The organism is Enterobacter sp. BIDMC92, assembly GCF_001030225.1.
Taxonomy (GTDB): Bacteria; Pseudomonadota; Gammaproteobacteria; order Enterobacterales; family Enterobacteriaceae; genus Enterobacter; species Enterobacter sichuanensis.
On sequence record NZ_KQ087598.1, the window covers coordinates 1058056 to 1081018 of the forward strand.

Below are 22963 nucleotides of genomic sequence, written 5' to 3' on the forward strand. Positions count from 1 at the left end.
ACCGTGCCAATTACAGGCTGGATACGTTCTCGGAAAGGTATTTTGCTACGCCGTCTGGAGAAGCAGCCATACCTTCTTTTCCTTTTTCCCACTGAGCCGGGCACACTTCACCGTGCTCTTCGTGGAACTGCAGCGCGTCAACCATACGCAGCATTTCGTCGATGTTACGACCCAGCGGCAGATCGTTCACAACCTGGTGACGAACGATGCCGTTTGCGTCGATCAGGAAAGAACCACGCAGTGCAACGCCAGCGTCCGGATGTTCGATACCGTAAGCCTGCTGGATTTCGCGTTTGATGTCCGCAACCATTGCGTATTTCACCGCACCGATGCCGCCTTTGTCGACAGGGGTGTTACGCCATGCGTTGTGTACAAACTCAGAGTCGAAGGAGACGCCAACCACTTCCACGCCACGCTTCTGGAATTCTTCATAACGTTTGTCGAACGCGATCAGCTCAGACGGGCAAACGAAAGTGAAGTCCATTGGCCAGAAGAACAGAACGGTCGCTTTACCGTTGGTGTGCTGTTTGAAGTTGAAGTTTTCAACGATTTCACCGTTGCCCAGAACTGCTGCAGCTGTAAAATCCGGAGCCGGACGAGTTACCAGAACCATATGATTCTCCTGTAGATACTAAGGTTATTTGGAACGCAACGCGAGCCAGTATAGAGAGTGTTCAGGGATAAGACAAAGAGGTGGTAACAATCGTTCCGCCAGCTTTTACCTATCAATGTGAAATCTGTCAGAGCTGTTTGCTTTTCGCCTGGGTCATCATGCGCGGGTAAAATTGCCAGAAACGCGTTTCCAGCGCGTCGTAATGTTCATCCAGGTCATACCAGGAGTCGCGCAGGGCATCCAGCCGCGGGCGGCGGCTCGCCATGCCGTTTAACACATTCTGAATGAAGTCCATATCGCGGTAGCGCTCCAGCCAGCGTTCTGACCACAGATAGTTATTGAGATTCACAAAGCGCGGCGGCGAGTCGGGCAGAATGATCGACACCTGCTGATGGGCGTAGCGCACAAACTCCGGCAATGGCATCTCCGGGGACAGCTGTTCCCAGTGGCGCGACAGGAAGTGGTCCCACATCACGTCGAGCGTGATCGGCGCAACGCGGCGGGTTTCGGGGCGAAACCACCCTTTGGCCTCGGTCACTTCCGGCAGGTTATCCGTCAGGACGTCGATGCGGCGATGCATAAAAATGCCGTCGACCACCTCAGGGGAATAGTTTTCAGCGGGGTTGCCGCGCACGAAATCGGCCAGCAAATTACCGGAAAGGGAGCTGTCAGCGAGGTGAGCGAGATGCAGGTGAGCGAGAAAATTCATGCGTTTTATTTGTCCGGGGGCGGCTAGTTGTTGCAGCAAAAGGGTGTGAGCACTAGACTATGCCGCCTGTTTTTAAGTCACGAGTATACGTCATGCGCGTCGCCGATTTCTCCTTTGAACTACCTGAATCCCTGATTGCTCACTACCCCATGCCTGAGCGCAGTAGCTGTCGTTTGCTGTCACTGGATGGGCCAACGGGCGAGCTGACGCACGGTACTTTCACCGATTTGCTCGACAAGCTCAACCCTGGCGATCTGCTGGTCTTTAACAATACCCGCGTGATCCCGGCGCGCCTGTTTGGCCGTAAAGCCAGCGGCGGCAAGATTGAAGTGCTGGTCGAACGTATGCTCGATGATAAACGTATTCTGGCACATATTCGCGCGTCTAAGGCGCCGAAGCCGGGTGCGGAACTGCTGCTGGGTGATGATGAAAGCATCAACGCGACCATGACCGCGCGACACGACGCGCTGTTCGAAGTGGAGTTTAACGACGAGCGCACCGTACTCGACATTCTGAACGCCATCGGCCACATGCCGCTGCCGCCGTACATTGAGCGTCCGGACGAAGAGGCCGACCGCGAGCTGTACCAGACCGTCTACAGCCAGAAGCCTGGCGCGGTCGCGGCGCCGACGGCGGGCCTGCACTTTGATGAACCCCTGCTGGAAAAACTGCGCGCGAAAGGGGTTGAGATGGCGTTTGTGACGCTGCACGTCGGGGCGGGAACCTTCCAGCCGGTGCGCGTGGACAGCATAGAAGATCACATCATGCACTCTGAATATGCTGAAGTGCCGCAGGATGTGGTGGATGCGGTGCTGGCGGCGAAAGCGCGCGGTAGCCGTGTCGTTGCGGTCGGTACGACCTCGGTGCGCTCACTGGAGAGTGCCGCGCAGGCGGCGAAAAATGGTCTTATCGAGCCGTTCTTTGGCGATACGCAGATCTTTATCTACCCGGGCTATCAGTACAAAGTGATTGACGCGCTGGTGACCAACTTCCATCTGCCTGAATCAACGCTGATTATGCTGGTCTCCGCGTTTGCGGGTTATCAGCATACAATGAATGCCTACAAGTCTGCGGTAGAACAAAAATATCGCTTTTTTAGCTACGGGGACGCGATGTTTATCACGTACAATCCGCTGGCTTTGAATGAGCGTGTCGGGGAATAAGTCCGCGGCACCGGAATAATGTGTTGGACTGTTTTTCTGGCACAGAGGAAAGAAAATGAAATTTGAACTCGATACCACCGATGGCCGCGCGCGTCGCGGCCGCCTGGTGTTTGATCGCGGCGTGGTGGAAACCCCCGCGTTTATGCCTGTGGGCACCTACGGCACCGTCAAAGGGATGACGCCGGAAGAGGTGGAAGCCACTGGCGCGCAGATTATCCTCGGCAATACTTTCCACCTGTGGCTGCGCCCGGGTCAGGAGATCATGAAGCTCCACGGCGATCTGCATGATTTCATGCAGTGGAAAGGCCCCATCCTGACCGACTCCGGCGGCTTCCAGGTCTTCAGCCTCGGTGATATCCGTAAGATCACCGAAGAAGGTGTTCACTTCCGTAACCCGATCAACGGCGATCCGATTTTCCTCGATCCCGAAAAATCGATGGAGATTCAGTACGATCTCGGCTCTGACATCGTGATGATCTTCGACGAATGTACGCCGTACCCGGCGGACTGGGATTACGCGAAGCGCTCAATGGAGATGTCGCTGCGCTGGGCGAAGCGTAGCCGCGACCGTTTTGACTCCCTGCAGAACAAAAATGCACTGTTCGGCATTATCCAGGGCAGCGTTTACGAAGATTTACGCGATATCTCTGTTAAAGGTCTGGTAGAGATAGGTTTTGATGGCTACGCTGTCGGCGGTTTGGCTGTCGGTGAGCCGAAGGAAGACATGCATCGCATTCTGGAACATGTCTGCCCGCAGATCCCGGCTGATAAACCCCGTTACCTGATGGGCGTGGGTAAACCAGAAGATCTGGTTGAAGGCGTGCGCCGCGGCATCGATATGTTCGACTGCGTCATGCCAACCCGCAACGCGCGTAACGGTCATCTGTTTGTTACCGATGGCGTGGTGAAAATCCGTAACGCGAAGCATAAAAGTGACACCAGTCCGCTCGACGCCGAGTGCGATTGCTATACCTGTCGCCATTATTCTCGCGCATATCTGCATCATCTCGATCGTTGCAATGAGATTTTGGGCGCGCGTCTCAATACCATTCATAACCTTCGCTATTATCAGCGCTTAATGGCTGGTTTACGCAAGGCTATCGAAGAGGGTAAATTAGAGAGCTTCGTGACCGATTTTTACCAACGTCAGGGTCGAACCGTTCCACCTTTGAACGTTGATTAATATTAATAATGAGGGAATTTGAATGAGCTTTTTTATTTCTGATGCGGTAGCGGCAACAGGTGCTCCGGCGCAGGGCAGCCCGATGTCTCTGATTCTGATGCTGGTTGTGTTCGGTCTGATCTTCTACTTCATGATCCTGCGCCCACAGCAGAAGCGTACCAAAGAGCACAAAAAGCTGATGGACTCCATCGCGAAAGGCGATGAAGTACTGACCAACGGTGGTCTGGTCGGTCGTGTAACGAAAGTGGCTGAAAGCGGCTACATTGCTATCGCCCTGAACGACACCACTGAAGTGGTCATCAAACGTGACTTCGTAGCTGCCGTTCTGCCGAAAGGCACCATGAAGGCGCTGTAATCCCAACTTTTCCCAAAGGGAACTGCCGTGTTAAACCGTTATCCTTTGTGGAAGTACATCATGCTGGTCGTCGTGATTCTCGTCGGCCTGCTGTACGCACTTCCCAACCTGTATGGTGAGGATCCGGCTGTTCAAATCACTGGCGCGCGCGGTGTCGCCGCCAGTGAGCAAACGCTGATCCAGGTCCAGAAAACGTTACAAGAAGAAAAAATTACCGCTAAGTCTGTGGCTCTGGAAGAGGGTGCAATTCTTGCTCGCTTCGACACCACCGACACGCAGCTCCGCGCTCGTGAAGCGCTGATGGGCGTGCTGGGTGATAAATACGTCGTGGCGCTTAACCTTGCTCCTGCAACCCCGCGTTGGCTGGCTGCGCTGAGCGCTGAGCCAATGAAACTCGGTCTTGACCTGCGTGGCGGCGTTCACTTCCTGATGGAAGTGGATATGGATACCGCGCTCGGCAAACTGCAGGAACAAAATATCGATAGCCTGCGCAGCGATCTGCGTGAAAAAGGCATCGCTTACACCACCGTGCGTAAAGAAGATAACTACGGTATGAGCATCACGTTCCGCGACAGCGCGGCGCGCGATCAGGCTGTAGATTACCTGACGCAACGTCACCGTGACCTGGTGATCACCTCTCAGGGCAGCAATCAGCTGCGTGCGGTGATGACCGATGCCCGTCTGAAAGAAGCGCGTGAATATGCCGTTCAGCAGAACATCAATATTCTGCGTAACCGTGTAAACCAGCTGGGCGTCGCTGAGCCGCTGGTACAGCGTCAGGGTGCTGACCGTATCGTGGTTGAACTGCCGGGTATTCAGGACACCGCGCGTGCGAAAGAGATTCTGGGTGCGACCGCAACGCTGGAATTCCGTCTGGTGAATACCAACGTTGATCAGTCTGCTGCCGCTTCTGGCCGTATTCCGGGTGACTCGGAAGTGAAACAGACTCGCGAAGGTCAGCCGGTGGTGCTGTACAAACGCGTGATCCTGACCGGTGACCATATCACCGACTCCACTTCCAGCCAGGACGAATACAACCAGCCGCAGGTTAACATCTCGCTGGATAGTGCGGGTGGTAACATCATGTCTAACTTCACCAAGGACAATATCGGCAAGCCGATGGCGACCCTGTTCGTGGAGTACAAAGACAGCGGTAAGAAAGATGCAAACGGCCGTGCGGTACTGGTGAAAGAGGAAGAGGTGATTAACATCGCCAACATCCAGTCTCGTCTGGGTAACAGCTTCCGTATTACCGGTATTAACAACCCGAACGAAGCGCGTCAGCTCTCTCTGCTGCTGCGTGCCGGTGCGCTGATTGCGCCAATTCAGATTGTTGAAGAACGTACCATTGGTCCAACGCTTGGGATGCAAAACATCCAGCAGGGTCTGGAAGCGTGTCTGGCCGGTCTGGTGGTCTCTATCCTCTTCATGATCTTCTTCTACAAGAAGTTTGGTCTGATTGCGACCAGCGCACTGATCGCTAACCTGGTGCTGATCATCGGCATTATGTCCCTGCTGCCAGGGGCGACGCTGACCATGCCGGGGATTGCGGGTATCGTTCTGACCCTTGCGGTGGCGGTCGACGCCAACGTACTGATTAACGAACGTATCAAAGAAGAGTTGAGCAACGGTCGCTCTGTTCAGCAGGCGATTGACGAAGGTTACAAAGGCGCGTTCAGCTCCATCTTCGATGCGAACGTAACAACACTGATTAAGGTTCTTATCCTGTATGCAGTGGGTACTGGCGCGATCAAAGGCTTTGCGATTACAACCGGTATCGGTGTCGCAACGTCAATGTTTACCGCTATTGTCGGCACCCGTGCCATCGTGAACCTGCTGTACGGCGGCAAGCGCGTCAAAAAGCTGTCTATCTGAGGAGTGCGTTGTGGCACAGGAATATACTGTTGAACAATTGAACCACGGCCGTAAAGTCTGGGACTTTATGCGCTGGGACTACTGGGCCTTCGGCATTTCAGGTTTCCTGCTGATCCTGTCCATCGTCATTATGGGCGTGAAAGGCTTTAACTGGGGGCTTGATTTCACCGGGGGGACGGTCATCGAGATCTCCCTGGAAAAACCGGTCGATATGGACGAGATGCGCCTGTCTCTGCAGAAGGCGGGCTTTGAAGAGCCACTGCTGCAGAACTTCGGCAGCAGCCGCGACATCATGGTGCGTATGCCGCCGGTGCACGATGCCAACGGCAGCCAGGAGCTGGGCAGCAAGGTTGTGAGCGTGATTAACGAAACAACCAGCCAGAATGCGGCGGTCAAACGTATTGAGTTCGTCGGCCCAAGCGTGGGTGCTGACCTGGCGCAAACCGGGGCCATGGCGCTGCTGGTGGCGCTGATTTCCATCCTGGTCTACGTCGGTTTCCGCTTTGAGTGGCGACTGGCGGCCGGTGTGGTTATCGCTCTGGCGCACGACGTGGTGATCACCATGGGGATACTGTCTCTGTTCCACATTGAGATTGACCTGACGATTGTGGCATCCCTGATGTCCGTTATCGGTTACTCACTGAACGACAGTATCGTGGTATCTGACCGTATCCGTGAAAACTTCCGTAAGATCCGTCGCGGTACGCCGTACGAAATCTTTAACGTGTCGTTGACCCAGACGCTGCACCGTACCTTGATCACATCCGGTACTACCCTGATGGTGATCCTGATGCTGTTCCTGTTTGGTGGCCCGGTACTGGAAGGCTTCTCGCTGACCATGCTGATTGGTGTCACCATCGGTACGGCATCGTCTATCTACGTTGCGTCCGCACTGGCGCTGAAACTCGGCATGAAGCGCGAGCACCTGCTCCAGCAGAAAGTCGAGAAAGAAGGGGCGGATCAGCCGTCCATTCTGCCGTAAGCCGACGTTTAGCGCGTTATCGAAATCCCGGTCTGTTGGCCGGGATTTTTTTTATCTGCTCCTGACAAACACTCCTGACAGTATGCTGTCAGGAGCCCTGTCGTAGACTCTTTTCGAACCCAAACAACCGTCAGGAGGATGTATGAGAAGTGTGATTAACTGGTTTGAAATCCCGGTCACGGATATGGATCGCGCGATGAGTTTTTATGAGCCCGTGATGCAGGTGTCATTAAAACGCGAGAAAATGGACTGTGCTGAACTCGCCGTTTTCCCCCATGAGGAACCGTCTACTGGCGGGGCGCTGGCAAAATTTGAGGGCATTGTACCGTCTCATGAAGGCGCTATTATCTATCTGCATACCGACAATCTGGCGGCCACGCTCGATCGCGTTGCCTCTGCTGGCGGCGAGTGCGTGTTTGGCCCACTGGAACTGCCGCATGGTATTGGCACTATCGCGTTGTTTACCGACAGCGAAGGTAATCGCGTCGGCCTCCATCAACCTGCCTGAGAGTTAACGAACCTATGACCCGACGCGCTGACCGTTTGTTCCAGATAGTGCAGATCCTGCGGGGCAGGCGTCTGACAACGGCAGCGCATCTGGCGGACCGACTTGGCGTGTCCGAACGCACCGTCTACCGCGATATTCGCGACCTGTCGCTTTCCGGCGTGCCGGTGGAAGGCGAGGCAGGGAGCGGATACCGGCTGATGTCGGGTTTTGACCTGCCGCCGTTGATGCTGACAAACAAGGAGTCTGAGGCGTTGATTGTCGCGATTCGCCTGCTCAAAACCTGGGGCGGGGAGTCGCTCTCGCGCGAGCTGGAGTCGGCTCAGGAGAAAGTGCTCGCGATCCTGCCCGAGGAGAGTCGTCGAAAGGCGGAGCAGACGCGGATCTACGCCCCGGATTTTTGCATGCAAAGCCACTCCCGCAGCGATTTTGACAGTATCCATCAGGCGATTTCCGCCCAGTGCGTGCTGGCGTTGCATTACCGTGATGAAGCCGGACAGCTCTCTAAACGTGAGGTTCAGCCGCTGGGGTTGTTCTTTTGGGGCGAGCGCTGGCTGCTGGCAGCGTGGTGCGAACGGCGCGAGGACTATCGCTGTTTTCGGCTCGACAGATGTCTCAATATTGCGCAGACGGAGAGGCGCTTTAGCGAGAGTGCGGACAGGTCGTTGGCGGATTTTTTACGGAAGGTGAAGCAGTAATAAGCCAGCCCTTGAGCTGGCTTTTTTGCCCGGCGGCGCTGCGCTTGCACGGGCCTACAGGTTTTGTAGGCCGGGTAAGGCGTAGCCGCCACCCGGCAACAATCATACGATTAGAAGTTGTAACCCACCACCAGGTAACCACCCCAACCGGTAGAGCGAACGCTGAAGTCGCCGTTGCCGAAGTTCAGGCTGGCGTCGTCGTTCCACTGACCACCGTTGTGCCAGTAACGTGCCACAACAGAGTAGTGCCAGTGATCGTAGTTCAGCGCCAGGATGTGGCTGGACGCGATGGAGTCGTTGGTGCGCGCTTTCTTACCGTTCAGGTCGCGGAAGTCGTTGTCGCCCAGATCTGAACCCCAGTCAAAGTTGGTGAAGCCGATATAGCTCAGGTTGCCGCCCCACAGCTGAGTAATTGGCACAAAGTATTTCACTTTGAAACGGTAGCCATCCCACTCGTTTTCGTTCGCGGCACCGTAGTTCTGCCACTGATATTTCGCGTACACGTTCAGAGACAGGCTCATTGGCAGACCGGTGTCGATGTCCGTACCCAGACCCATGTACCAGGTGCTCTGGCGACCGGACTTGTTACGGCCCATGTCGTAAATATAGTTGTTCGCGAAATACCACTCTTTGAACGGACCAAACGCCAGGCTGGTACCGGTCAGCTTATCAATAGAGAAGCGCGGTTCGATCTCCATGAACAGTGGGGAACCGTGGTTCCAGATACCTTTCGCGTCGGTGTTACCACCGAAGAAGACAGGTGCATCCATATAACCGTAGAAATCAAACCAGTCTTTCTTGGCGAACGCTTCGTATTCCAGGTAGGTATCGTTACGGATCTGTGGTCCGAAGCGGGTGTGGTAGCTGCCGACCACGTTAACGCTCTGGTGCCACCAGTCGGAGAGGTATTGTGGTTTATCGTTTTCCGCTGCGTTAACAGTGAAAGAAGAGGACAGTGCCAGCACGGCGCCAGCTGCGAGTAATGTTTTTTTCATAATCATGCCACTGATTGAAATTCCCTTCCGGGAGTGAAAAATGCGCGAATTGCGTTTCTAAATATTTCGTGTTTCTGCGGTGCCTATTATAGGAATCCCTGCTCACAAAAATATGTGTTGTTTCACATATCTCTCATACACGTAATCGATTGCGTTCACGTTTGCGTACTTTAAACGGGCGGGATTGTAGCGGCAATCATTTATGTTGCCAATCCATACGAAATGTAAATGTTAGCGGAGTGACATTGCACTCCGCGAAAAGAAGGGGTTATTGCGCGGCGGGTTGGATATCGTGAATGCGGATAAAACCTAACTGATCCGGGGTGAGTCCGGTGAGCTGCAGCGGAATGTCAACATCGCTCGGAGCCAGCACGCTGGCGGGTGCAGTGAAAAGCTGATTTCTGACATTCACTTCCTGGTAGTTCTCCGTGGTGCCCTGGATCTGGCCCCACTCGACGGTGCCGCTGAAGGCCGGCAGCGGATCGTTGGATTCTCCCTGGATGCGTAATGTTGCGCGAGTACCATCTGCATTCGCCGCCACATTCACCAGAGACATTTTTAGCGTGCCAACCTGGCTGTTAAGTCGCGCAGGGGTATTCGCGCCCGGCAGCAGATAAACCCCGCTGCTGGATTTGGCGTTCAGCGCATTTTGCTGGGTGATCTTCACCGTTTCTTTGTTCAGTTTGTCCATCGCGGTATTAAGCGTATTCACGCTCTGTTTCATCTGACGGACTTCGGTTTGCTGTGCACAGGCGCTAAGGGTGAAGAGGCTCCCCACCAGCAATATTTTCAGGTAACGTCTTGTCATTGCGTTTATTTCCTTGAAATAACGGATCGCCCTAATGGTAGCCAGCATTGTGGCGTCAGACATAGATCCTTTATCTCAAAAAGCTCTTCCTTTGTTGTCAGGCCAGATCAGGGTAAAATGAAAATCAGTTAACCAGATAACAGGGATACCGTATGCATTGCCCATTTTGCTCCGCTGTGGATACCAAAGTCATCGACTCTCGTCTTGTGGGCGAAGGATCATCCGTACGCCGTCGTCGGCAGTGTCTGGTGTGTAACGAGCGTTTCACGACCTTTGAGGTGGCAGAGCTGGTCATGCCGCGCGTGGTAAAAACTAACGACGTGCGTGAACCCTTCAACGAAGAGAAATTGCGTAGCGGGATGCTGAAGGCCCTGGAAAAACGGCCCGTCAGTGCGGATGACGTTGAAATGGCGTTAAACCACATAAAATCTTACCTTCGTGGTTTGGGCGAGCGTGAAGTGCCCAGCAAGATGATCGGTAATCTGGTGATGGAACAGCTGAAAAAGCTCGATAAGGTCGCCTATATCCGCTTCGCCTCTGTTTATCGCAGTTTCGAAGATATCAAAGAGTTTGGCGAAGAGATCGCCCGCTTACAGGATTAAGTCCATGCAGGATGAGATGTACATGGCGCGCGCCATGAAACTGGCGCAGCGCGGTCGTTTTACCACCCACCCTAACCCGAATGTCGGGTGCGTTATCGTTAACGATGGCGAGATCGTGGGGGAAGGTTTTCACTACCGCGCGGGTGAGCCCCATGCTGAGGTTCATGCCCTGCGCATGGCCGGCGAGAAGGCGCGCGGCGCCACAGCCTACGTTACGCTAGAGCCTTGCAGCCATCACGGGCGTACGCCGCCGTGCTGTGACGCGCTGATTGCCGCAGGTGTTGCACGCGTGGTCGCCTCAATGCAGGACCCGAATCCGCAGGTGGCGGGACGGGGTCTGTATCGCCTGCAGCAGGAAGGGATTGACGTCAGCCACGGCCTGATGATGCAGGACGCAGAGGCGCTTAATAAAGGTTTCCTGAAGCGCATGCGCACCGGGTTCCCGTATATTCAGCTTAAGCTGGGCGCCTCGCTGGATGGACGCACGGCGATGGCAAACGGTGAAAGCCAGTGGGTCACTTCGCCGCAGGCAAGGCGCGATGTGCAACGTCTGCGTGCGCAAAGCCATGCTATCCTCACCAGCAGTGAAACCGTTCTGGCTGACGATCCGGCGCTGACCGTGCGCTGGGACGAATTGAATGCCGATACCCAGGCGCTCTATCCGCAGGAGAACCTGCGCCAGCCGCTGCGTATTGTGATTGATAGTCAGAACCGTGTGACGCCAGAGCACCGCATTGTCCAGCAGCCGGGTGAAACCTGGTTTGCGCGCACCAAAGACGATACGCGCGAATGGCCGGAAGGCGTGCGCAGTATCAGGGTGCCGGAGCACAACGGACGTCTGGATCTCGTGGTGCTGATGATGCTGCTCGGTAAGCAGCAGGTGAACAGCATCTGGGTGGAAGCGGGCCCGACGCTGGCCGGCGCGCTGCTCCAGGCCGGTCTGGTGGATGAGCTGATTGTTTACGTGGCGCCTAAACTGTTGGGCAGCGACGCGCGTGGCCTGTTTGTGCTGCCCGGCCTTGAAAAACTGGCTGATGCACCACAACTGAAATTCAGCGAGATTCGTCCGGTGGGCCCGGATGTCTGCCTCCACTTAACGACAGCGTAATTGCTCCCGAAATAGGGAAGCAGTGCGCAAAGTATTATGATAAAATCCGCCCCCCTGCGGGGCCAAATGAACCCGTAAAGGAAGAGTATGAACATTATTGAAGCTGCTGTAGCTACCCCGGACGCTCGCGTCGCCATCACCATTGCGCGTTTCAACAACTTCATCAACGACAGCCTGCTGGAAGGTGCGGTAGACGCCCTGAAACGTATCGGCCAGGTTAAAGATGACAACATTACCGTTGTGTGGGTTCCAGGTGCTTACGAACTGCCTCTGGCAGCGGGCGCGCTGGCGAAAACCGGTAAATACGACGCGGTGATTGCGCTGGGTACCGTTATTCGTGGCGGCACTGCGCACTTCGAATACGTTGCGGGCGGTGCAAGCAACGGTCTGGCACACGTTGCACAGGATGCTGAAATTCCTGTCGCGTTCGGCGTGCTGACCACCGAAAGTATTGAACAAGCCATCGAACGTGCTGGCACCAAAGCCGGTAACAAAGGTGCAGAAGCTGCACTGACCGCGCTTGAAATGATCAATGTATTGAAAGCCATCAAGGCCTGATTTTTTTGTAAGGGGAATTCCGTGAAACCTGCTGCTCGTCGCCGCGCCCGTGAATGTGCCGTCCAGGCACTTTACTCCTGGCAGTTGTCCCAGAACGACATCGCTGATGTTGAATACCAGTTCCTGTCAGAACAGGACGTGAAAGACGTTGACGTTCTGTACTTCCGTGAACTGCTGTCGGGAGTGGCGACTAATAGCGCGTATCTCGATGGTCTGATGAAGCCATACCTGTCCCGTCTGCTCGAAGAGCTGGGCCAGGTTGAAAAAGCAGTGTTGCGCATTGCGCTGTTTGAGCTGTCAAAACGTGATGATGTGCCGTACAAAGTGGCCATCAACGAAGCGATCGAACTGGCGAAAACCTTCGGCGCTGAAGACAGCCACAAGTTCGTAAACGGCGTTCTTGATAAAGCAGCACCTGCGATCCGTCCCCACAAAAAGTGATCCGCAAACCGGAGTCCTGCATTGCCTGACGGGCAGTGCGGCTCCGGTTTTTTCTTTTATTTGCTGAGGCATAACGTATGGCATGCGGCGAATTCTCCCTGATTGCCCGTTATTTCGACCGTGTCAGAACCTCTCGTCTTGATGTTGAAACCGGCATTGGCGATGACTGCGCACTTCTCAATGTTCCCGAAAAACAGACGCTGGCAATCAGCACCGACACCTTAGTGTGCGGACGTCATTTTTTACCGGATATCGATCCTGCCGATCTGGCCTATAAAGCACTGGCGGTTAACGTTAGCGATCTGGCGGCAATGGGGGCCGATCCCGCCTGGTTAACGCTGGCTCTGACGTTGCCTGAGGTGGATGAAGCCTGGCTTGAAGCCTTTAGCGATGCGCTGTTTGAGCAGCTTAATTACTACGATATGCAGCTGATCGGCGGTGATACCACGGCCGGGCCGCTGTCGATGACGCTGGCGATCCATGGCTATGTGCCGCTCGGTCGCGCGCTGAAGCGCTCGGGCGCAAAACCCGGCGACTGGATTTACGTGACCGGTACGCCGGGGGACAGCGCCGCGGGCCTGGCGATTCTTCAGGATCTCTTAACCGTGAAGGACGCTGACGATGCGGCCTATCTGGTGAAACGCCATCTGCGCCCGACGCCGCGAATTCTGCACGGTCAGGCGCTGCGCGAGCGGGCAAGCTCGGCTATCGATCTCTCTGACGGGCTTATCTCAGATCTCGGGCATATTCTGAAAGCCAGTGGCGTTGGCGCGCGCATCGATCTGGATCTGTTCCCGCTGTCAGAGCAGCTGCTTCGCCATGTGGAGCCTGAGCAGGCTCTGCGCTGGGCGCTCTCGGGTGGTGAAGACTATGAATTGTGCTTTACCGTTCCGGAACTCAACCGTGGCACGCTGGATGTGGCGTTAGCCCATCTCGGCGCGAAATTTACCTGTATCGGGCAGATTATGCCGGAGAGTGAAGGGCTGAAGTTTGTGAAAGACGGTGCGCCCGTGACGCTGGACTGGAAAGGGTACGACCACTTCGCGTGATGTTGTGAGCTCTGTGTTGCCGGGTGGAGGCTACGCCTTACCCGGCCTACAAAAGAGAGGGCTTATTTATACCCCACCACCGGATGCTGCTGATACGGCGTCTCCAGCTCGGCAATCTGCTCTGGCGTCAGCGTGATATCCACCGCATTTAACAGTTCGTCCAGCTGCTCTTCCCGGGACGTGCCGATAATGGGGGCCGCGACACCACGCTTGCCCAGAAGCCACGCCAGGGCCACCTGGGCGCGGGTTGCACCGGTATCGTCGGCGATCCCGGCCAAACGTTCGGCAATCAGCGCATCGCTGGCTTCTGTTCCGCCGTACAGATTTTTCCCCACCTCATCGGATACCAGCCGGGCCGTGGTTTCCCCCCACGGACGGGTCAGACGTCCGCGCGCCAGCGGGCTCCAGGGGATGACCGCTACTCCCTCCTGGTAGCATAGCGGCAGCATCTCGCGCTCTTCTTCACGATAGATCAAATTGTAGTGATCCTGCATGGTGACAAAGCGCGCCCAGCCGTGCTGTGCCTGGAGATCCAGCGCCTGGGCAAACTGCGATGCGTGCATGGACGATGCGCCAATGTAGCGCGCTTTACCAGCTTTCACCACGTCGTTGAGCGCTTCAAGCGTCTCTTCGATCGGCGTGTTGTAATCCCAACGGTGAATTTGCAGCAGGTCGACGTAATCCATGTTCAGGCGTCTGAGGCTGTCATCAATAGAACGCAGGATCTGGGCGCGAGAAAGGCCTTCCGCCAGATCGCCCACCGGGTAGTACACCTTGGTGGCGACGACGATTTCATCCCGGCGTGCAAAATCACGCAGGGCACGGCCAACAATCTCTTCACTGCTGCCGTCGGAGTAGCTGTTGGCGGTGTCAAAGAAGTTAATGCCGCCCTCAATGGCGCGTTTGATAATCGGACGGCTGCTCTCTTCCGGCAGCGTCCAGGCGTGGTTCCCCCGGTCGGGCTCACCAAAGGTCATGCATCCCAGACAAAGTCGGGAAACCCTGAGATCTGTTTTTCCTAATGTCGTGTATTGCATGGTTCCGCTCCTGCTGTTTAAACAATACGTTTAAGCATAGCAGGAGCGGAAAAGGGGAGGGATCAGGCCAGCCAGCTGCGGATTTTGGCTTCGATACCGGCAGCATCCAGGCCAATCGCCGCGCGGGCTTCGTCCTGAGTGCCTTGTGGGATGAAGTAGTCCGGCAGACCGAGGTTGAGCACCGGAACGGCTTTACGGTTCGCCATCAGCACCTCGTTCACGCCGCTGCCTGCGCCACCCATGATGGCGTTTTCTTCCAGGGTGACCAGCACGTCATGCGTTTCAGCCATGCTGAGGATCAGGGATTCGTCGAGCGGCTTCACAAAACGCATATCCACCAGCGTGGCATTCAGCGATTCCGCCACCTTTGCGGCCTCTGGCATTAGCGTGCCGAAGTTCAGGATCGCCACTTTCTCGCCACGACGTTTTACCAGTCCTTTACCGATCGCCAGTTTCTCCAGCGGCTGCAGCTCAACGCCCACCGCATTACCGCGCGGGTAGCGAACCGCGCTCGGCCCGTCCTGATAGTGGTAGCCGGTAAACAGCATCTGACGACATTCGTTCTCGTCGCTTGGCGTCATGATCACCATCTCCGGGATACAGCGCAGGAAGGAGAGATCAAATGCGCCCTGGTGCGTCTGGCCATCAGCGCCGACTATGCCGGCACGATCGATTGCAAACAGTACCGGCAGTTTCTGAATCGCCACGTCATGAATAACCTGATCGTAAGCGCGCTGCAGGAAGGTGGAGTAGATCGCGACAACCGGTTTGTAGCCGCCAATCGCCAGACCCGCCGCAAAGGTGACCGCATGCTGCTCGGCAATGGCCACGTCAAAGTACTGGTCAGGGTATTTTTTAGAGAACTCCACCATGCCGGAACCTTCACGCATGGCCGGAGTGATCGCCATCAGCTTATTGTCTTTCGCGGCGGTTTCGCATAGCCAGTCGCCGAAGATTTTTGAATAGCTCGGCATACCGCCGCTGCTTTTCGGCAGACAGCCGCTGGACGGGTCAAATTTCGGTACCGCATGGAAGGTGATCGGATCTTTTTCCGCCGGTTCGTAACCACGCCCTTTCTTGGTCATGATATGCAGGAACTGCGGGCCTTTCAGGTCGCGCATGTTTTTGAGCGTGGACACCAGCCCCAGCACGTCATGACCGTCAACCGGACCTATATAGTTAAAGCCCAGCTCTTCAAACAGCGTGCCCGGCACGACCATGCCTTTGATGTGCTCTTCGGTACGTTTGAGCAGCTCTTTGATCGGCGGTACGCCGGAGAAGACTTTCTTGCCGCCTTCACGCAGCGTTGAGTAAAGCTTGCCGGAGAGCAGCTGTGCCAGATGGTTGTTCAGCGCGCCGACGTTTTCGGAAATCGACATTTCGTTGTCGTTCAGAATCACCAGCATGTCCGGCTTGATGTCGCCCGCGTGGTTCATGGCCTCAAAGGCCATCCCGGCGGTGATGGCGCCGTCGCCGATCACGCAGACGGTGCGGCGCTGCTTGTTCTCTTTTTCAGCGGCCACGGCAATCCCGATGCCCGCTGAAATGGAGGTGGAGGAGTGACCGACGCTCAGTACGTCGTACTCGCTCTCACCGCGCCACGGGAACGGATGCAGGCCCCCTTTCTGACGAATGGTGCCAATCTTATCGCGACGTCCGGTCAGAATTTTGTGCGGATAGGCCTGGTGACCCACGTCCCAGATAAGCTGATCGAACGGCGTGTTATAGACATAGTGAAGCGCCACGGTCAGCTCAACCGTGCCAAGCCCGGAGGCGAAATGGCCGCTGGAGCGGCTTACGCTGTCGAGCAGGTAACGACGCAGCTCGTCGCACAGCTTCGGCAGGCTCTCTTTCGGCAACAGACGTAACTCCTGGGTGGAGTCAACTAACGCCAGTGTCGGGTATTTGGCAATATCAAAACTCATCAAAGGCTCATCGAGATAGTGTGTTTATTTATCACGCTGGATTATATAGTCCGCTAGCGCTTCCAGTGCCGAAGTATCCAGTGATTGCGCGGCCAGCAGATTCAGCGACTGGCGGGCATCGTCAATCAGATCCCGGGCTTTACGCTGGGCTTGCTCAAGACCCAGCAGGGCGGGGTAGGTACTTTTGCCAAGCTGCTGATCCGCACCCTGACGTTTTCCCAATGTTGCAGTATCGCCCACCACATCCAGAATGTCATCCTGAACCTGGAATGCCAAACCGATACTTTCGGCGTATCTGTCCAGAATCGGCAGGGCTTTGCGCCCTCGCTCACCCGCGCTCAGCGCGCCCAGGCGTACGGCTGAACGAATCAATGCCCCGGTTTTATGGCGATGAATACGCTCCAGCTGTTCCAGATTAACCTGACGTCCCTCCGCGTCCAGATCGAGGGCCTGTCCGCCGCACATGCCGGCCACGCCGCTGGCCATTGCCAGTTCGGAGATCATCGCCAGGCGGTCGCGGTCAGCCACTTCCGCCATCGGTGCATCGCTCAGGATCGAGAATGCCAGCGTTTGCAGGGCATCACCCGCCAGAATGGCATTCGCCTCGCCAAATTTGATGTGGCAGGTAGGTTGACCCCGACGCAGATCGTCATCATCCATGGCCGGTAAATCATCGTGGATCAGCGAATAAGCATGGATGCACTCCACGGCGGCTGCCGGGGCGTCCAGCGTGTTATCGCTGATACCAAACATATTGCCTGTGGCGTACACCAGAAACGGGCGCAGGCGCTTTCCCCCCAAGAGTGCGCCATAGTGCATGGCTTCAACCAGTGGAGTGTTCTGAAAAGGCTGGGGCGCAATGAAACGGCGCAGGGCGTCGTTGGCGCGCACGACACGCGCCTGAAGCTTGTTGGCAAAATCCATTTACTCGGCGTCCGGTGTAAAAGGCGTGGTTTTCGCGTCTTCGCTGTCGGACAGCAGGATCTGTACGCGCTGTTCAGCCTGCTGCAGCTTGACCTGCCCCTGGCGCGCCAGCTGCACGCCGCGCTCGAATTCGTTGAGCGCCTCTTCCAGCGGGAGATCGCCGCTCTCAAGGCGGGTAACAATCTGCTCCAGTTCACTCAGCGCAGTTTCGAAACTGGCCGGTGCGTCGTTCTTCTTCGGCATAGTGAATTGACTCTTATATTCTCAGCCCCGACATGGTAACGGACTCAGGGCAATTATCAAATAACGCGCAATGTGCACAGGAGCGGCGCGATGGTGGTATACTTGCGCGCCTGGATGCAGCCACGGGTGTGGGCTGCTGTACTCTTTTCCATTACAAGCCTTAATACGCTTGCCTAAGAAACATTGCCGCCATGAAGTTTATCATTAAATTGTTCCCTGAAATCACCATCAAAAGCCAATCTGTGCGTTTGCGCTTTATTAAAATTCTCACCGGGAACATTCGTAACGTATTAAAGCACTACGACGAAACCCTCGCCGTGGTGCGCCACTGGGACCACGTTGAAGTCCGTGCGAAAGACGAAAACAAACGTCAGGACATTCGTGACGCCCTGACCCGTATCCCGGGGATCCACCATATTCTGGAAGTGGAAGATGTCCCGTTCAGCGACATGCACGATATCTTCGAGAAAGCGCTGGTTCAGTATCGCGACCAGATTGAAGGCAAAACCTTCTGCGTGCGCGTGAAGCGTCGCGGTAAACACGAATTCAGCTCCATTGAAGTGGAACGTTACGTCGGCGGCGGTCTGAACCAGCACGTTGAGTCTGCGCGCGTGCGTCTGACCAACCCGGACGTGACCGTGAATCTGGAGATCGAAAACGATCGCCTGCTGTTGGTGAAAGGGCGCTATGAAGGTATTGGCGGTTTCCCGATCGGGACTCAGGAAGATGTCCTGTCCCTGATCTCCGGCGGCTTCGACTCCGGCGTCTCCAGCTATATGCTGATGCGCCGCGGCTGCCGCGTGCACTACTGCTTCTTCAACCTGGGCGGTGCGGCGCACGAAATTGGCGTTCGTCAGGTCGCGCATTATCTGTGGAACCGCTTCGGCAGCTCCCACCGCGTGCGTTTTGTGGCGATCAACTTCGAACCTGTGGTCGGCGAAATTCTTGAGAAAGTGGACGATGGCCAGATGGGCGTCATCCTGAAGCGTATGATGGTGCGTGCGGCATCCAAAGTGGCGGAGCGCTACGGCGTGCAGGCGCTGGTCACCGGGGAAGCGCTGGGCCAGGTCTCCAGCCAGACGCTGACCAACCTGCGCCTTATCGACAATGTGTCTGATACCCTGATCCTGCGCCCGCTGATTTCCCACGACAAAGAGCACATCATCGACCTGGCGCGTGAAATTGGTACCGAAGATTTTGCCCGCACCATGCCGGAGTACTGCGGTGTGATCTCAAAAAGCCCGACCGTTAAAGCGGTGAAGGCGAAGATCGAAGCGGAAGAAGAGAACTTCGATTTCAGCATTCTGGATAAAGTGGTGGCGGAAGCGTCCAACATTGATATCCGCGAAATTGCCCAGCAGACCGAACAGGACGTGGTTGAAGTGGAAACCGTGAGCGGTTTCGGTGCGAACGATGCGATTCTGGATATCCGCTCTATTGATGAGCAGGATGACAAGCCGCTGCAGGTAGACGGTGTGGAAGTGGTTTCGCTGCCGTTCTACAAGCTGAGCACGAAGTTTGGCGACCTCGACCAGAGCAAAACGTACCTGCTGTGGTGTGAGCGCGGGGTGATGAGCCGTCTGCAGGCGCTGTATCTGCGCGAGCAGGGCTTTGCCAATGTGAAGGTGTATCGTCCGTAGTTTCTCGCCGGGGAGTGCGGCCTGATGCCCTCACCCCGGCCCTCTCCCACGGGGAGAGGGAGAACACCTATTCGTAGTAATTATAAATCCCCGCCGGCATCACCAGCGATGACGCCACTTCGTACGCTTTTTCGCGCCCGACCAGCAGGTCGATAATCTTTAAGCCAAAATCAATCGCGGTGCCTGGCCCCTGGCTGGTCAGCAGGTTGACGCGCGGATCCCAGACTACGCGTTTATCCACCCAATGCTCTTCCGGGATCGTATCCTTAAGCCCCGGGAAGCCGGTCATGTTGCCGATGGGGAAGATGTCATGGGGTACCAGCACCGTGCCGGCCGCAGCACAAATGGCGGCCACGATGCGGCCCGAAAGATGGAACTGACGCACGGTCTCGACCAGCAACGGGCTGTCACGAAAACACTCCGCACCCTTCAGGCCACCGGGCAGCACGATAATGTCATAATCCCCGTCAGCCACCTGCACAAGCGGGGCATCCGCGAGGATCTTCACCCCGCGCGAGCAGGTGATAGCCAGATTACCGTCGCTGGCGACGCTGGCGGTGGTGACCTTAATGCCGCCGCGCACCATCAAATCAATGGTAGTGACCGCTTCCATCTCTTCGCTACCAGGGGCGAGACAGATCAGTGCTGACGCGCTCATATTCACTCTCCTTACGTTTAACCAGGTCATACAGACGGGCGTTTTCCGGCACCGCGATGCCGTGCGCGCGGGCGCGTTTTAGCAGATATCCCGTGATGTAGTCGATCTCTGTGTGGCGTAATGCCCGAACATCCTGCAACATCGAGGAGATGTTTTCTGCGGTACTCTCAATGACCTGCTCGACATAACAGCGTAAATCGTCTGCCGAGGTATGCAAGCCTTCCCGCTCAACGACCGCCGCGACTTCCGCACACAGCAGCGCAACCTCGTCAGGATGATTTTTGAGCTCCCCGTTTGGGCAGTTCCACAGCGCCGTCAGTGGGTTAATCACGCAGTTGACGGCCAGCTTGCGCCAGAGTTGAGGACGAATGTGGTTATGCCAGGCCACGTCCGGTAACACCTTCTGCAGGACATCAGCCAGATAACTGTAGTCCCCATCCTGGGGTCTGGCAGGCCCGATGTGCGTCACGCCGCTGGCGACATGGACAATAATGTTGCCGTCGCGGCGTGCAGCGTGAGTGGTCGTCGCCATCAGCAGGGGCTGCGGGACGCTTTTCAGTTCATCCAGGGTCCCCATGCCGTTATGCAGTAGCAGGATGGGGGACGTGGGGGGGAGCTGCGCGGCCAGGGTCTTGACCGCGTCCGAGACCTGCCACGCTTTAAGCGTCACCAGCAAAAGGTCGCTTTGCGCCAGGAAATCAGGATCGTTCGCAGTGAGGGATTCGTTAAAGATGCTTCCGTCTTCACCAATCAGGTTTACACTGCAATAGGGCTGGGGCACGCGCAGCCAGCCCTGAACCTCATGTCCATGCTTGCACAACGCAGTCAGCCATAGCTGACCAAGGGCTCCGCATCCGAGCACTGTAATTTTCATTGTTCCTCCTCACCTGCAACTGCGCCAGGTGTTACAGCTTAATTATACAGCTAAGCTTCTGTTGAGTTATGTCTCGTAGCGGGTATTATGCAACGCAACAAAAGTGAAGGGAGAAGAAAAGATGCCATCTTTCGATATTGTTTCCGAAGTTGATATCCAGGAAGTTCGCAACGGCGTTGAGAACGCAACCCGCGAAGTTGAGTCACGTTTCGATTTTCGTGGCGTAGAGGCGTCGTTTGAGCTGAACGATGCAAATAAGACCATTAAGGTGCTGAGCGAGTCTGATTTCCAGGTGAACCAGCTGCTCGACATTCTGCGCGCTAAGCTGTTAAAACGCGGCATTGAAGGGACGTCTCTGGATGTGCCGGAAGACTTTGTCCACAGCGGTAAAACCTGGTTTGTGGAAGCCAAACTGAAGCAGGGCATTGAGAGCGCGGTGCAGAAGAAGATCGTTAAGCTCATCAAAGACAGCAAGCTGAAGGTACAGGCGCAGATCCAGGGCGAAGAAATCCGTGTTACCGGAAAGTCACGCGATGACCTGCAGTCCGTGATGGCGCTGGTGCGCGGCGGCGATCTGGGACAACCGTTCCAGTTTAAAAACTTCCGCGATTAAGACAATAATGCCCGGTTTGACCGGGCATTTTTTCAGGCGCTGAGCGCCTGCTCGACCTCAAAGCGGTTGGTCACTTTACTGTCTATTTTGACGTAAGCGCTGCGTTCTTCCGCGACAATAAGCACCTCTGTCACCCCCTCTTTGGCTTCGAGACGCTGTTTCAGCGCATCGCTAATCTCCACGTTATCCGGAATTTCTACCCGCAGGCTGCTCACGTAGCGCGGCTCTTTCATGGTGCTGGCGACCAGCAGCCAGACCGTCGCCAGTAGCGCACCGGCGAGAAATACGGTTTGTGAATCAAACAGCCCGTCAACCCAGCCACCAAGCGAGCCGCCGATCGCCACGCCGAGAAACTGGCTGGTGGAGTAAATGCCCATTGCCGTACCTTTGTAGCCGGCGGGAGACTCTTTGCTGATCAGCGACGGGAGCAACGCTTCCATCAGGTTAAAGGCGAGGAAGAAGAGTTGCACGCCGGCGATCAGCTCCCAGAAGTGCGGGCCGGCGCCCCAGAGCACGATCTCGGCAATCAGCAGGAGCGCCACGCAGCCCACGAAGACGCGCTTCATTTTGCGCTTCACTTCGGCGTAGATGATAAACGGCACGACGGAGACAAACGAAATCAGCATCGTGACCAGATAAATTTTCCAGTGCTCAGCCGCCGGGAAACCTGCAGCGGCAAGCTGGCCGGGCAGGGCGACAAAGGTCGACATCAGCAGGATGTGCAAACACATAATGCCAAAATTGAGCTTGAGCAGGCGGGGTTCAACAATCACCTTGCTGAAGCAGCCTTTTACCATCCCTGATTCACGGTTCAGGACGTGGTTTTTGCTGTCCGGCACCACCCACAAGGTTAAGGCAATCCCGACCGTCGCCAGCACGGCAATCATCCAGAACAGGGCGTGCAGACCAAGTGCATGGGTAATAATGGGGCCCAGCACCATCGCAATTGCAAAGGTGACGCCAAAGCTCACGCCGATAAACGCCATCGCTTTGGTACGGTTCTGCTCGCGGGTTAAGTCTGACAGCAGCGCCATCACCGCGGCGGCAATTGCGCCGGAACCCTGCAGGGCGCGGCCAAGAATAATTCCCCAGATGGAGTGGGAGAGGGCGGCAATGATGCTGCCGAGAACAAAGACCAGCAGTCCGCCGACGATCAGCGGCTTGCGGCCCACCCGGTCAGAGAGCAGGCCAAACGGGATCTGGAACACCGCCTGTGCCAGGCCGTAAATGCCAATCGCCAGGCCAATCAGCGCCTCGCTGGCGCCCTGCAGGGCCATACCGTATGTGGTCAGAACAGGCAGGACCATAAACATGCCAAGCATCCGTAGCGAGAAGACAGTCCCTAAGCCCCAGGTCGCGCGAAGCTCGCCTGGCGTCATTTTATAATCGTTCATTACCACCTCAG

General features: G+C 56.0%; 25 protein-coding genes. 14 read left to right on the forward strand and 11 right to left on the reverse strand.

Going from position 1 to position 22963, the window contains the following annotated elements:
- Positions 1 to 10: 10 nt before the first annotated feature.
- The gene (locus SP99_RS04705; protein WP_008503347.1) at positions 11 to 613 is read right to left on the reverse strand and encodes a peroxiredoxin; all 603 of its coding nucleotides are present in this window, start codon (positions 611 to 613) and stop codon (positions 11 to 13) included.
- 127 nt (positions 614 to 740) lie between these two features.
- Entirely contained in the window at positions 741 to 1322 is a 582-nt protein-coding gene (gene acpH / locus SP99_RS04710; RefSeq protein WP_047957870.1) for an ACP phosphodiesterase, read from the reverse strand.
- Between the two features lie 92 nt (positions 1323 to 1414).
- Between acpH and queA the strand changes: the two genes are divergently transcribed.
- The 7 genes from queA to SP99_RS04745 all read left to right on the forward strand — a co-directional run bounded on the left by queA (position 1415) and on the right by SP99_RS04745 (position 8083).
- On the forward strand, positions 1415 to 2485 hold the full coding sequence (queA, locus tag SP99_RS04715) for a tRNA preQ1(34) S-adenosylmethionine ribosyltransferase-isomerase QueA (RefSeq protein WP_025756204.1): 1071 nt from the start codon (positions 1415 to 1417) through the stop codon (positions 2483 to 2485).
- Between the two features lie 55 nt (positions 2486 to 2540).
- Positions 2541 to 3668: a tRNA guanosine(34) transglycosylase Tgt gene (gene tgt, locus SP99_RS04720; protein WP_025756203.1), complete on the forward strand. Its 1128-nt coding sequence runs from the start codon at positions 2541 to 2543 to the stop codon at positions 3666 to 3668.
- 22 nt (positions 3669 to 3690) lie between these two features.
- The gene (gene yajC / locus SP99_RS04725) at positions 3691 to 4023 is read left to right on the forward strand and encodes a preprotein translocase subunit YajC (protein WP_000007630.1); all 333 of its coding nucleotides are present in this window, start codon (positions 3691 to 3693) and stop codon (positions 4021 to 4023) included.
- A gap of 27 nt (positions 4024 to 4050) precedes the next feature.
- Complete coding sequence (gene secD / locus SP99_RS04730) at positions 4051 to 5898, forward strand: protein translocase subunit SecD (RefSeq protein WP_071994021.1); 1848 nt, start codon at positions 4051 to 4053, stop codon at positions 5896 to 5898.
- 10 nt (positions 5899 to 5908) lie between these two features.
- Positions 5909 to 6880, forward strand: a complete 972-nt coding sequence (gene secF, locus SP99_RS04735) for a protein translocase subunit SecF (protein WP_047957871.1) — start codon at positions 5909 to 5911, stop codon at positions 6878 to 6880.
- A 142-nt stretch (positions 6881 to 7022) separates the two neighbouring features.
- Entirely contained in the window at positions 7023 to 7388 is a 366-nt protein-coding gene (locus tag SP99_RS04740) for a VOC family protein (RefSeq protein WP_045285215.1), read from the forward strand.
- 14 nt (positions 7389 to 7402) lie between these two features.
- Positions 7403 to 8083, forward strand: a complete 681-nt coding sequence (locus SP99_RS04745) for a helix-turn-helix transcriptional regulator (protein ID WP_047957872.1) — start codon at positions 7403 to 7405, stop codon at positions 8081 to 8083.
- A 110-nt stretch (positions 8084 to 8193) separates the two neighbouring features.
- Here the strand turns inward: SP99_RS04745 and SP99_RS04750 are convergent, their stop codons facing one another.
- Positions 8194 to 9078, reverse strand: a complete 885-nt coding sequence (locus tag SP99_RS04750) for a nucleoside-specific channel-forming protein Tsx (protein WP_025756198.1) — start codon at positions 9076 to 9078, stop codon at positions 8194 to 8196.
- A gap of 268 nt (positions 9079 to 9346) precedes the next feature.
- The gene (locus tag SP99_RS04755; protein ID WP_025756197.1) at positions 9347 to 9886 is read right to left on the reverse strand and encodes a SadB/YajI family lipoprotein; all 540 of its coding nucleotides are present in this window, start codon (positions 9884 to 9886) and stop codon (positions 9347 to 9349) included.
- 152 nt (positions 9887 to 10038) lie between these two features.
- Here SP99_RS04755 and nrdR point away from each other — a divergent pair, with 152 nt between their 5' ends.
- The 5 genes from nrdR to thiL all read left to right on the forward strand — a co-directional run bounded on the left by nrdR (position 10039) and on the right by thiL (position 13644).
- A complete protein-coding gene (gene nrdR / locus SP99_RS04760; RefSeq protein WP_025756196.1) occupies positions 10039 to 10488 on the forward strand; it encodes a transcriptional regulator NrdR in 450 nt (149 codons plus the stop codon).
- Positions 10489 to 10492: 4 nt separating this feature from the next.
- The gene (ribD, locus tag SP99_RS04765) at positions 10493 to 11596 is read left to right on the forward strand and encodes a bifunctional diaminohydroxyphosphoribosylaminopyrimidine deaminase/5-amino-6-(5-phosphoribosylamino)uracil reductase RibD (RefSeq protein WP_047957873.1); all 1104 of its coding nucleotides are present in this window, start codon (positions 10493 to 10495) and stop codon (positions 11594 to 11596) included.
- Between the two features lie 87 nt (positions 11597 to 11683).
- On the forward strand, positions 11684 to 12154 hold the full coding sequence (gene ribH / locus SP99_RS04770) for a 6,7-dimethyl-8-ribityllumazine synthase (RefSeq protein WP_003859098.1): 471 nt from the start codon (positions 11684 to 11686) through the stop codon (positions 12152 to 12154).
- Between the two features lie 21 nt (positions 12155 to 12175).
- The gene (gene nusB / locus SP99_RS04775) at positions 12176 to 12595 is read left to right on the forward strand and encodes a transcription antitermination factor NusB (protein ID WP_006809908.1); all 420 of its coding nucleotides are present in this window, start codon (positions 12176 to 12178) and stop codon (positions 12593 to 12595) included.
- 77 nt (positions 12596 to 12672) lie between these two features.
- Positions 12673 to 13644 carry a thiamine-phosphate kinase gene (gene thiL / locus SP99_RS04780; RefSeq protein WP_047957874.1) on the forward strand — a complete coding sequence of 324 codons (972 nt, stop codon included), beginning with the start codon at positions 12673 to 12675 and terminating at the stop codon, positions 13642 to 13644.
- 62 nt (positions 13645 to 13706) lie between these two features.
- Here the strand turns inward: thiL and SP99_RS04785 are convergent, their stop codons facing one another.
- The 4 genes from SP99_RS04785 to xseB form a co-directional block, all read right to left on the reverse strand.
- Positions 13707 to 14681, reverse strand: a complete 975-nt coding sequence (locus tag SP99_RS04785; protein WP_047957875.1) for an aldo/keto reductase — start codon at positions 14679 to 14681, stop codon at positions 13707 to 13709.
- A gap of 62 nt (positions 14682 to 14743) precedes the next feature.
- Positions 14744 to 16606 (reverse strand): 1-deoxy-D-xylulose-5-phosphate synthase, encoded by a 1863-nt coding sequence (gene dxs, locus SP99_RS04790; RefSeq protein ID WP_025756192.1) that lies wholly within the window; start codon positions 16604 to 16606, stop codon positions 14744 to 14746.
- A 24-nt stretch (positions 16607 to 16630) separates the two neighbouring features.
- Complete coding sequence (gene ispA, locus SP99_RS04795) at positions 16631 to 17530, reverse strand: (2E,6E)-farnesyl diphosphate synthase (protein ID WP_047957876.1); 900 nt, start codon at positions 17528 to 17530, stop codon at positions 16631 to 16633.
- Positions 17531 to 17773, reverse strand: a complete 243-nt coding sequence (xseB, locus tag SP99_RS04800; RefSeq protein WP_008503331.1) for an exodeoxyribonuclease VII small subunit — start codon at positions 17771 to 17773, stop codon at positions 17531 to 17533.
- 191 nt (positions 17774 to 17964) lie between these two features.
- Here xseB and thiI point away from each other — a divergent pair, with 191 nt between their 5' ends.
- On the forward strand, positions 17965 to 19413 hold the full coding sequence (gene thiI / locus SP99_RS04805; RefSeq protein ID WP_047957877.1) for a tRNA uracil 4-sulfurtransferase ThiI: 1449 nt from the start codon (positions 17965 to 17967) through the stop codon (positions 19411 to 19413).
- 67 nt (positions 19414 to 19480) lie between these two features.
- Here thiI and yajL read toward each other — a convergent pair whose 3' ends face one another.
- Together yajL and panE are read right to left on the reverse strand one after the other, a co-directional pair.
- Positions 19481 to 20071 carry a protein deglycase YajL gene (yajL, locus tag SP99_RS04810; RefSeq protein ID WP_033144768.1) on the reverse strand — a complete coding sequence of 197 codons (591 nt, stop codon included), beginning with the start codon at positions 20069 to 20071 and terminating at the stop codon, positions 19481 to 19483.
- Positions 20034 to 20945, reverse strand: coding sequence for a 2-dehydropantoate 2-reductase (gene panE, locus SP99_RS04815; protein ID WP_025756187.1), 912 nt, complete (start codon positions 20943 to 20945; stop codon positions 20034 to 20036). Before panE ends, yajL begins: the two co-directional genes overlap by 38 nt.
- A gap of 121 nt (positions 20946 to 21066) precedes the next feature.
- Between panE and SP99_RS04820 the strand changes: the two genes are divergently transcribed.
- On the forward strand, positions 21067 to 21558 hold the full coding sequence (locus SP99_RS04820; protein ID WP_025756186.1) for a YajQ family cyclic di-GMP-binding protein: 492 nt from the start codon (positions 21067 to 21069) through the stop codon (positions 21556 to 21558).
- 32 nt (positions 21559 to 21590) lie between these two features.
- On the opposite strand, the gene SP99_RS04825 is transcribed toward SP99_RS04820, so the two are convergent.
- Positions 21591 to 22952 carry an MFS transporter gene (locus SP99_RS04825; protein ID WP_047957878.1) on the reverse strand — a complete coding sequence of 454 codons (1362 nt, stop codon included), beginning with the start codon at positions 22950 to 22952 and terminating at the stop codon, positions 21591 to 21593.
- Positions 22953 to 22963 lie beyond the last annotated feature (11 nt).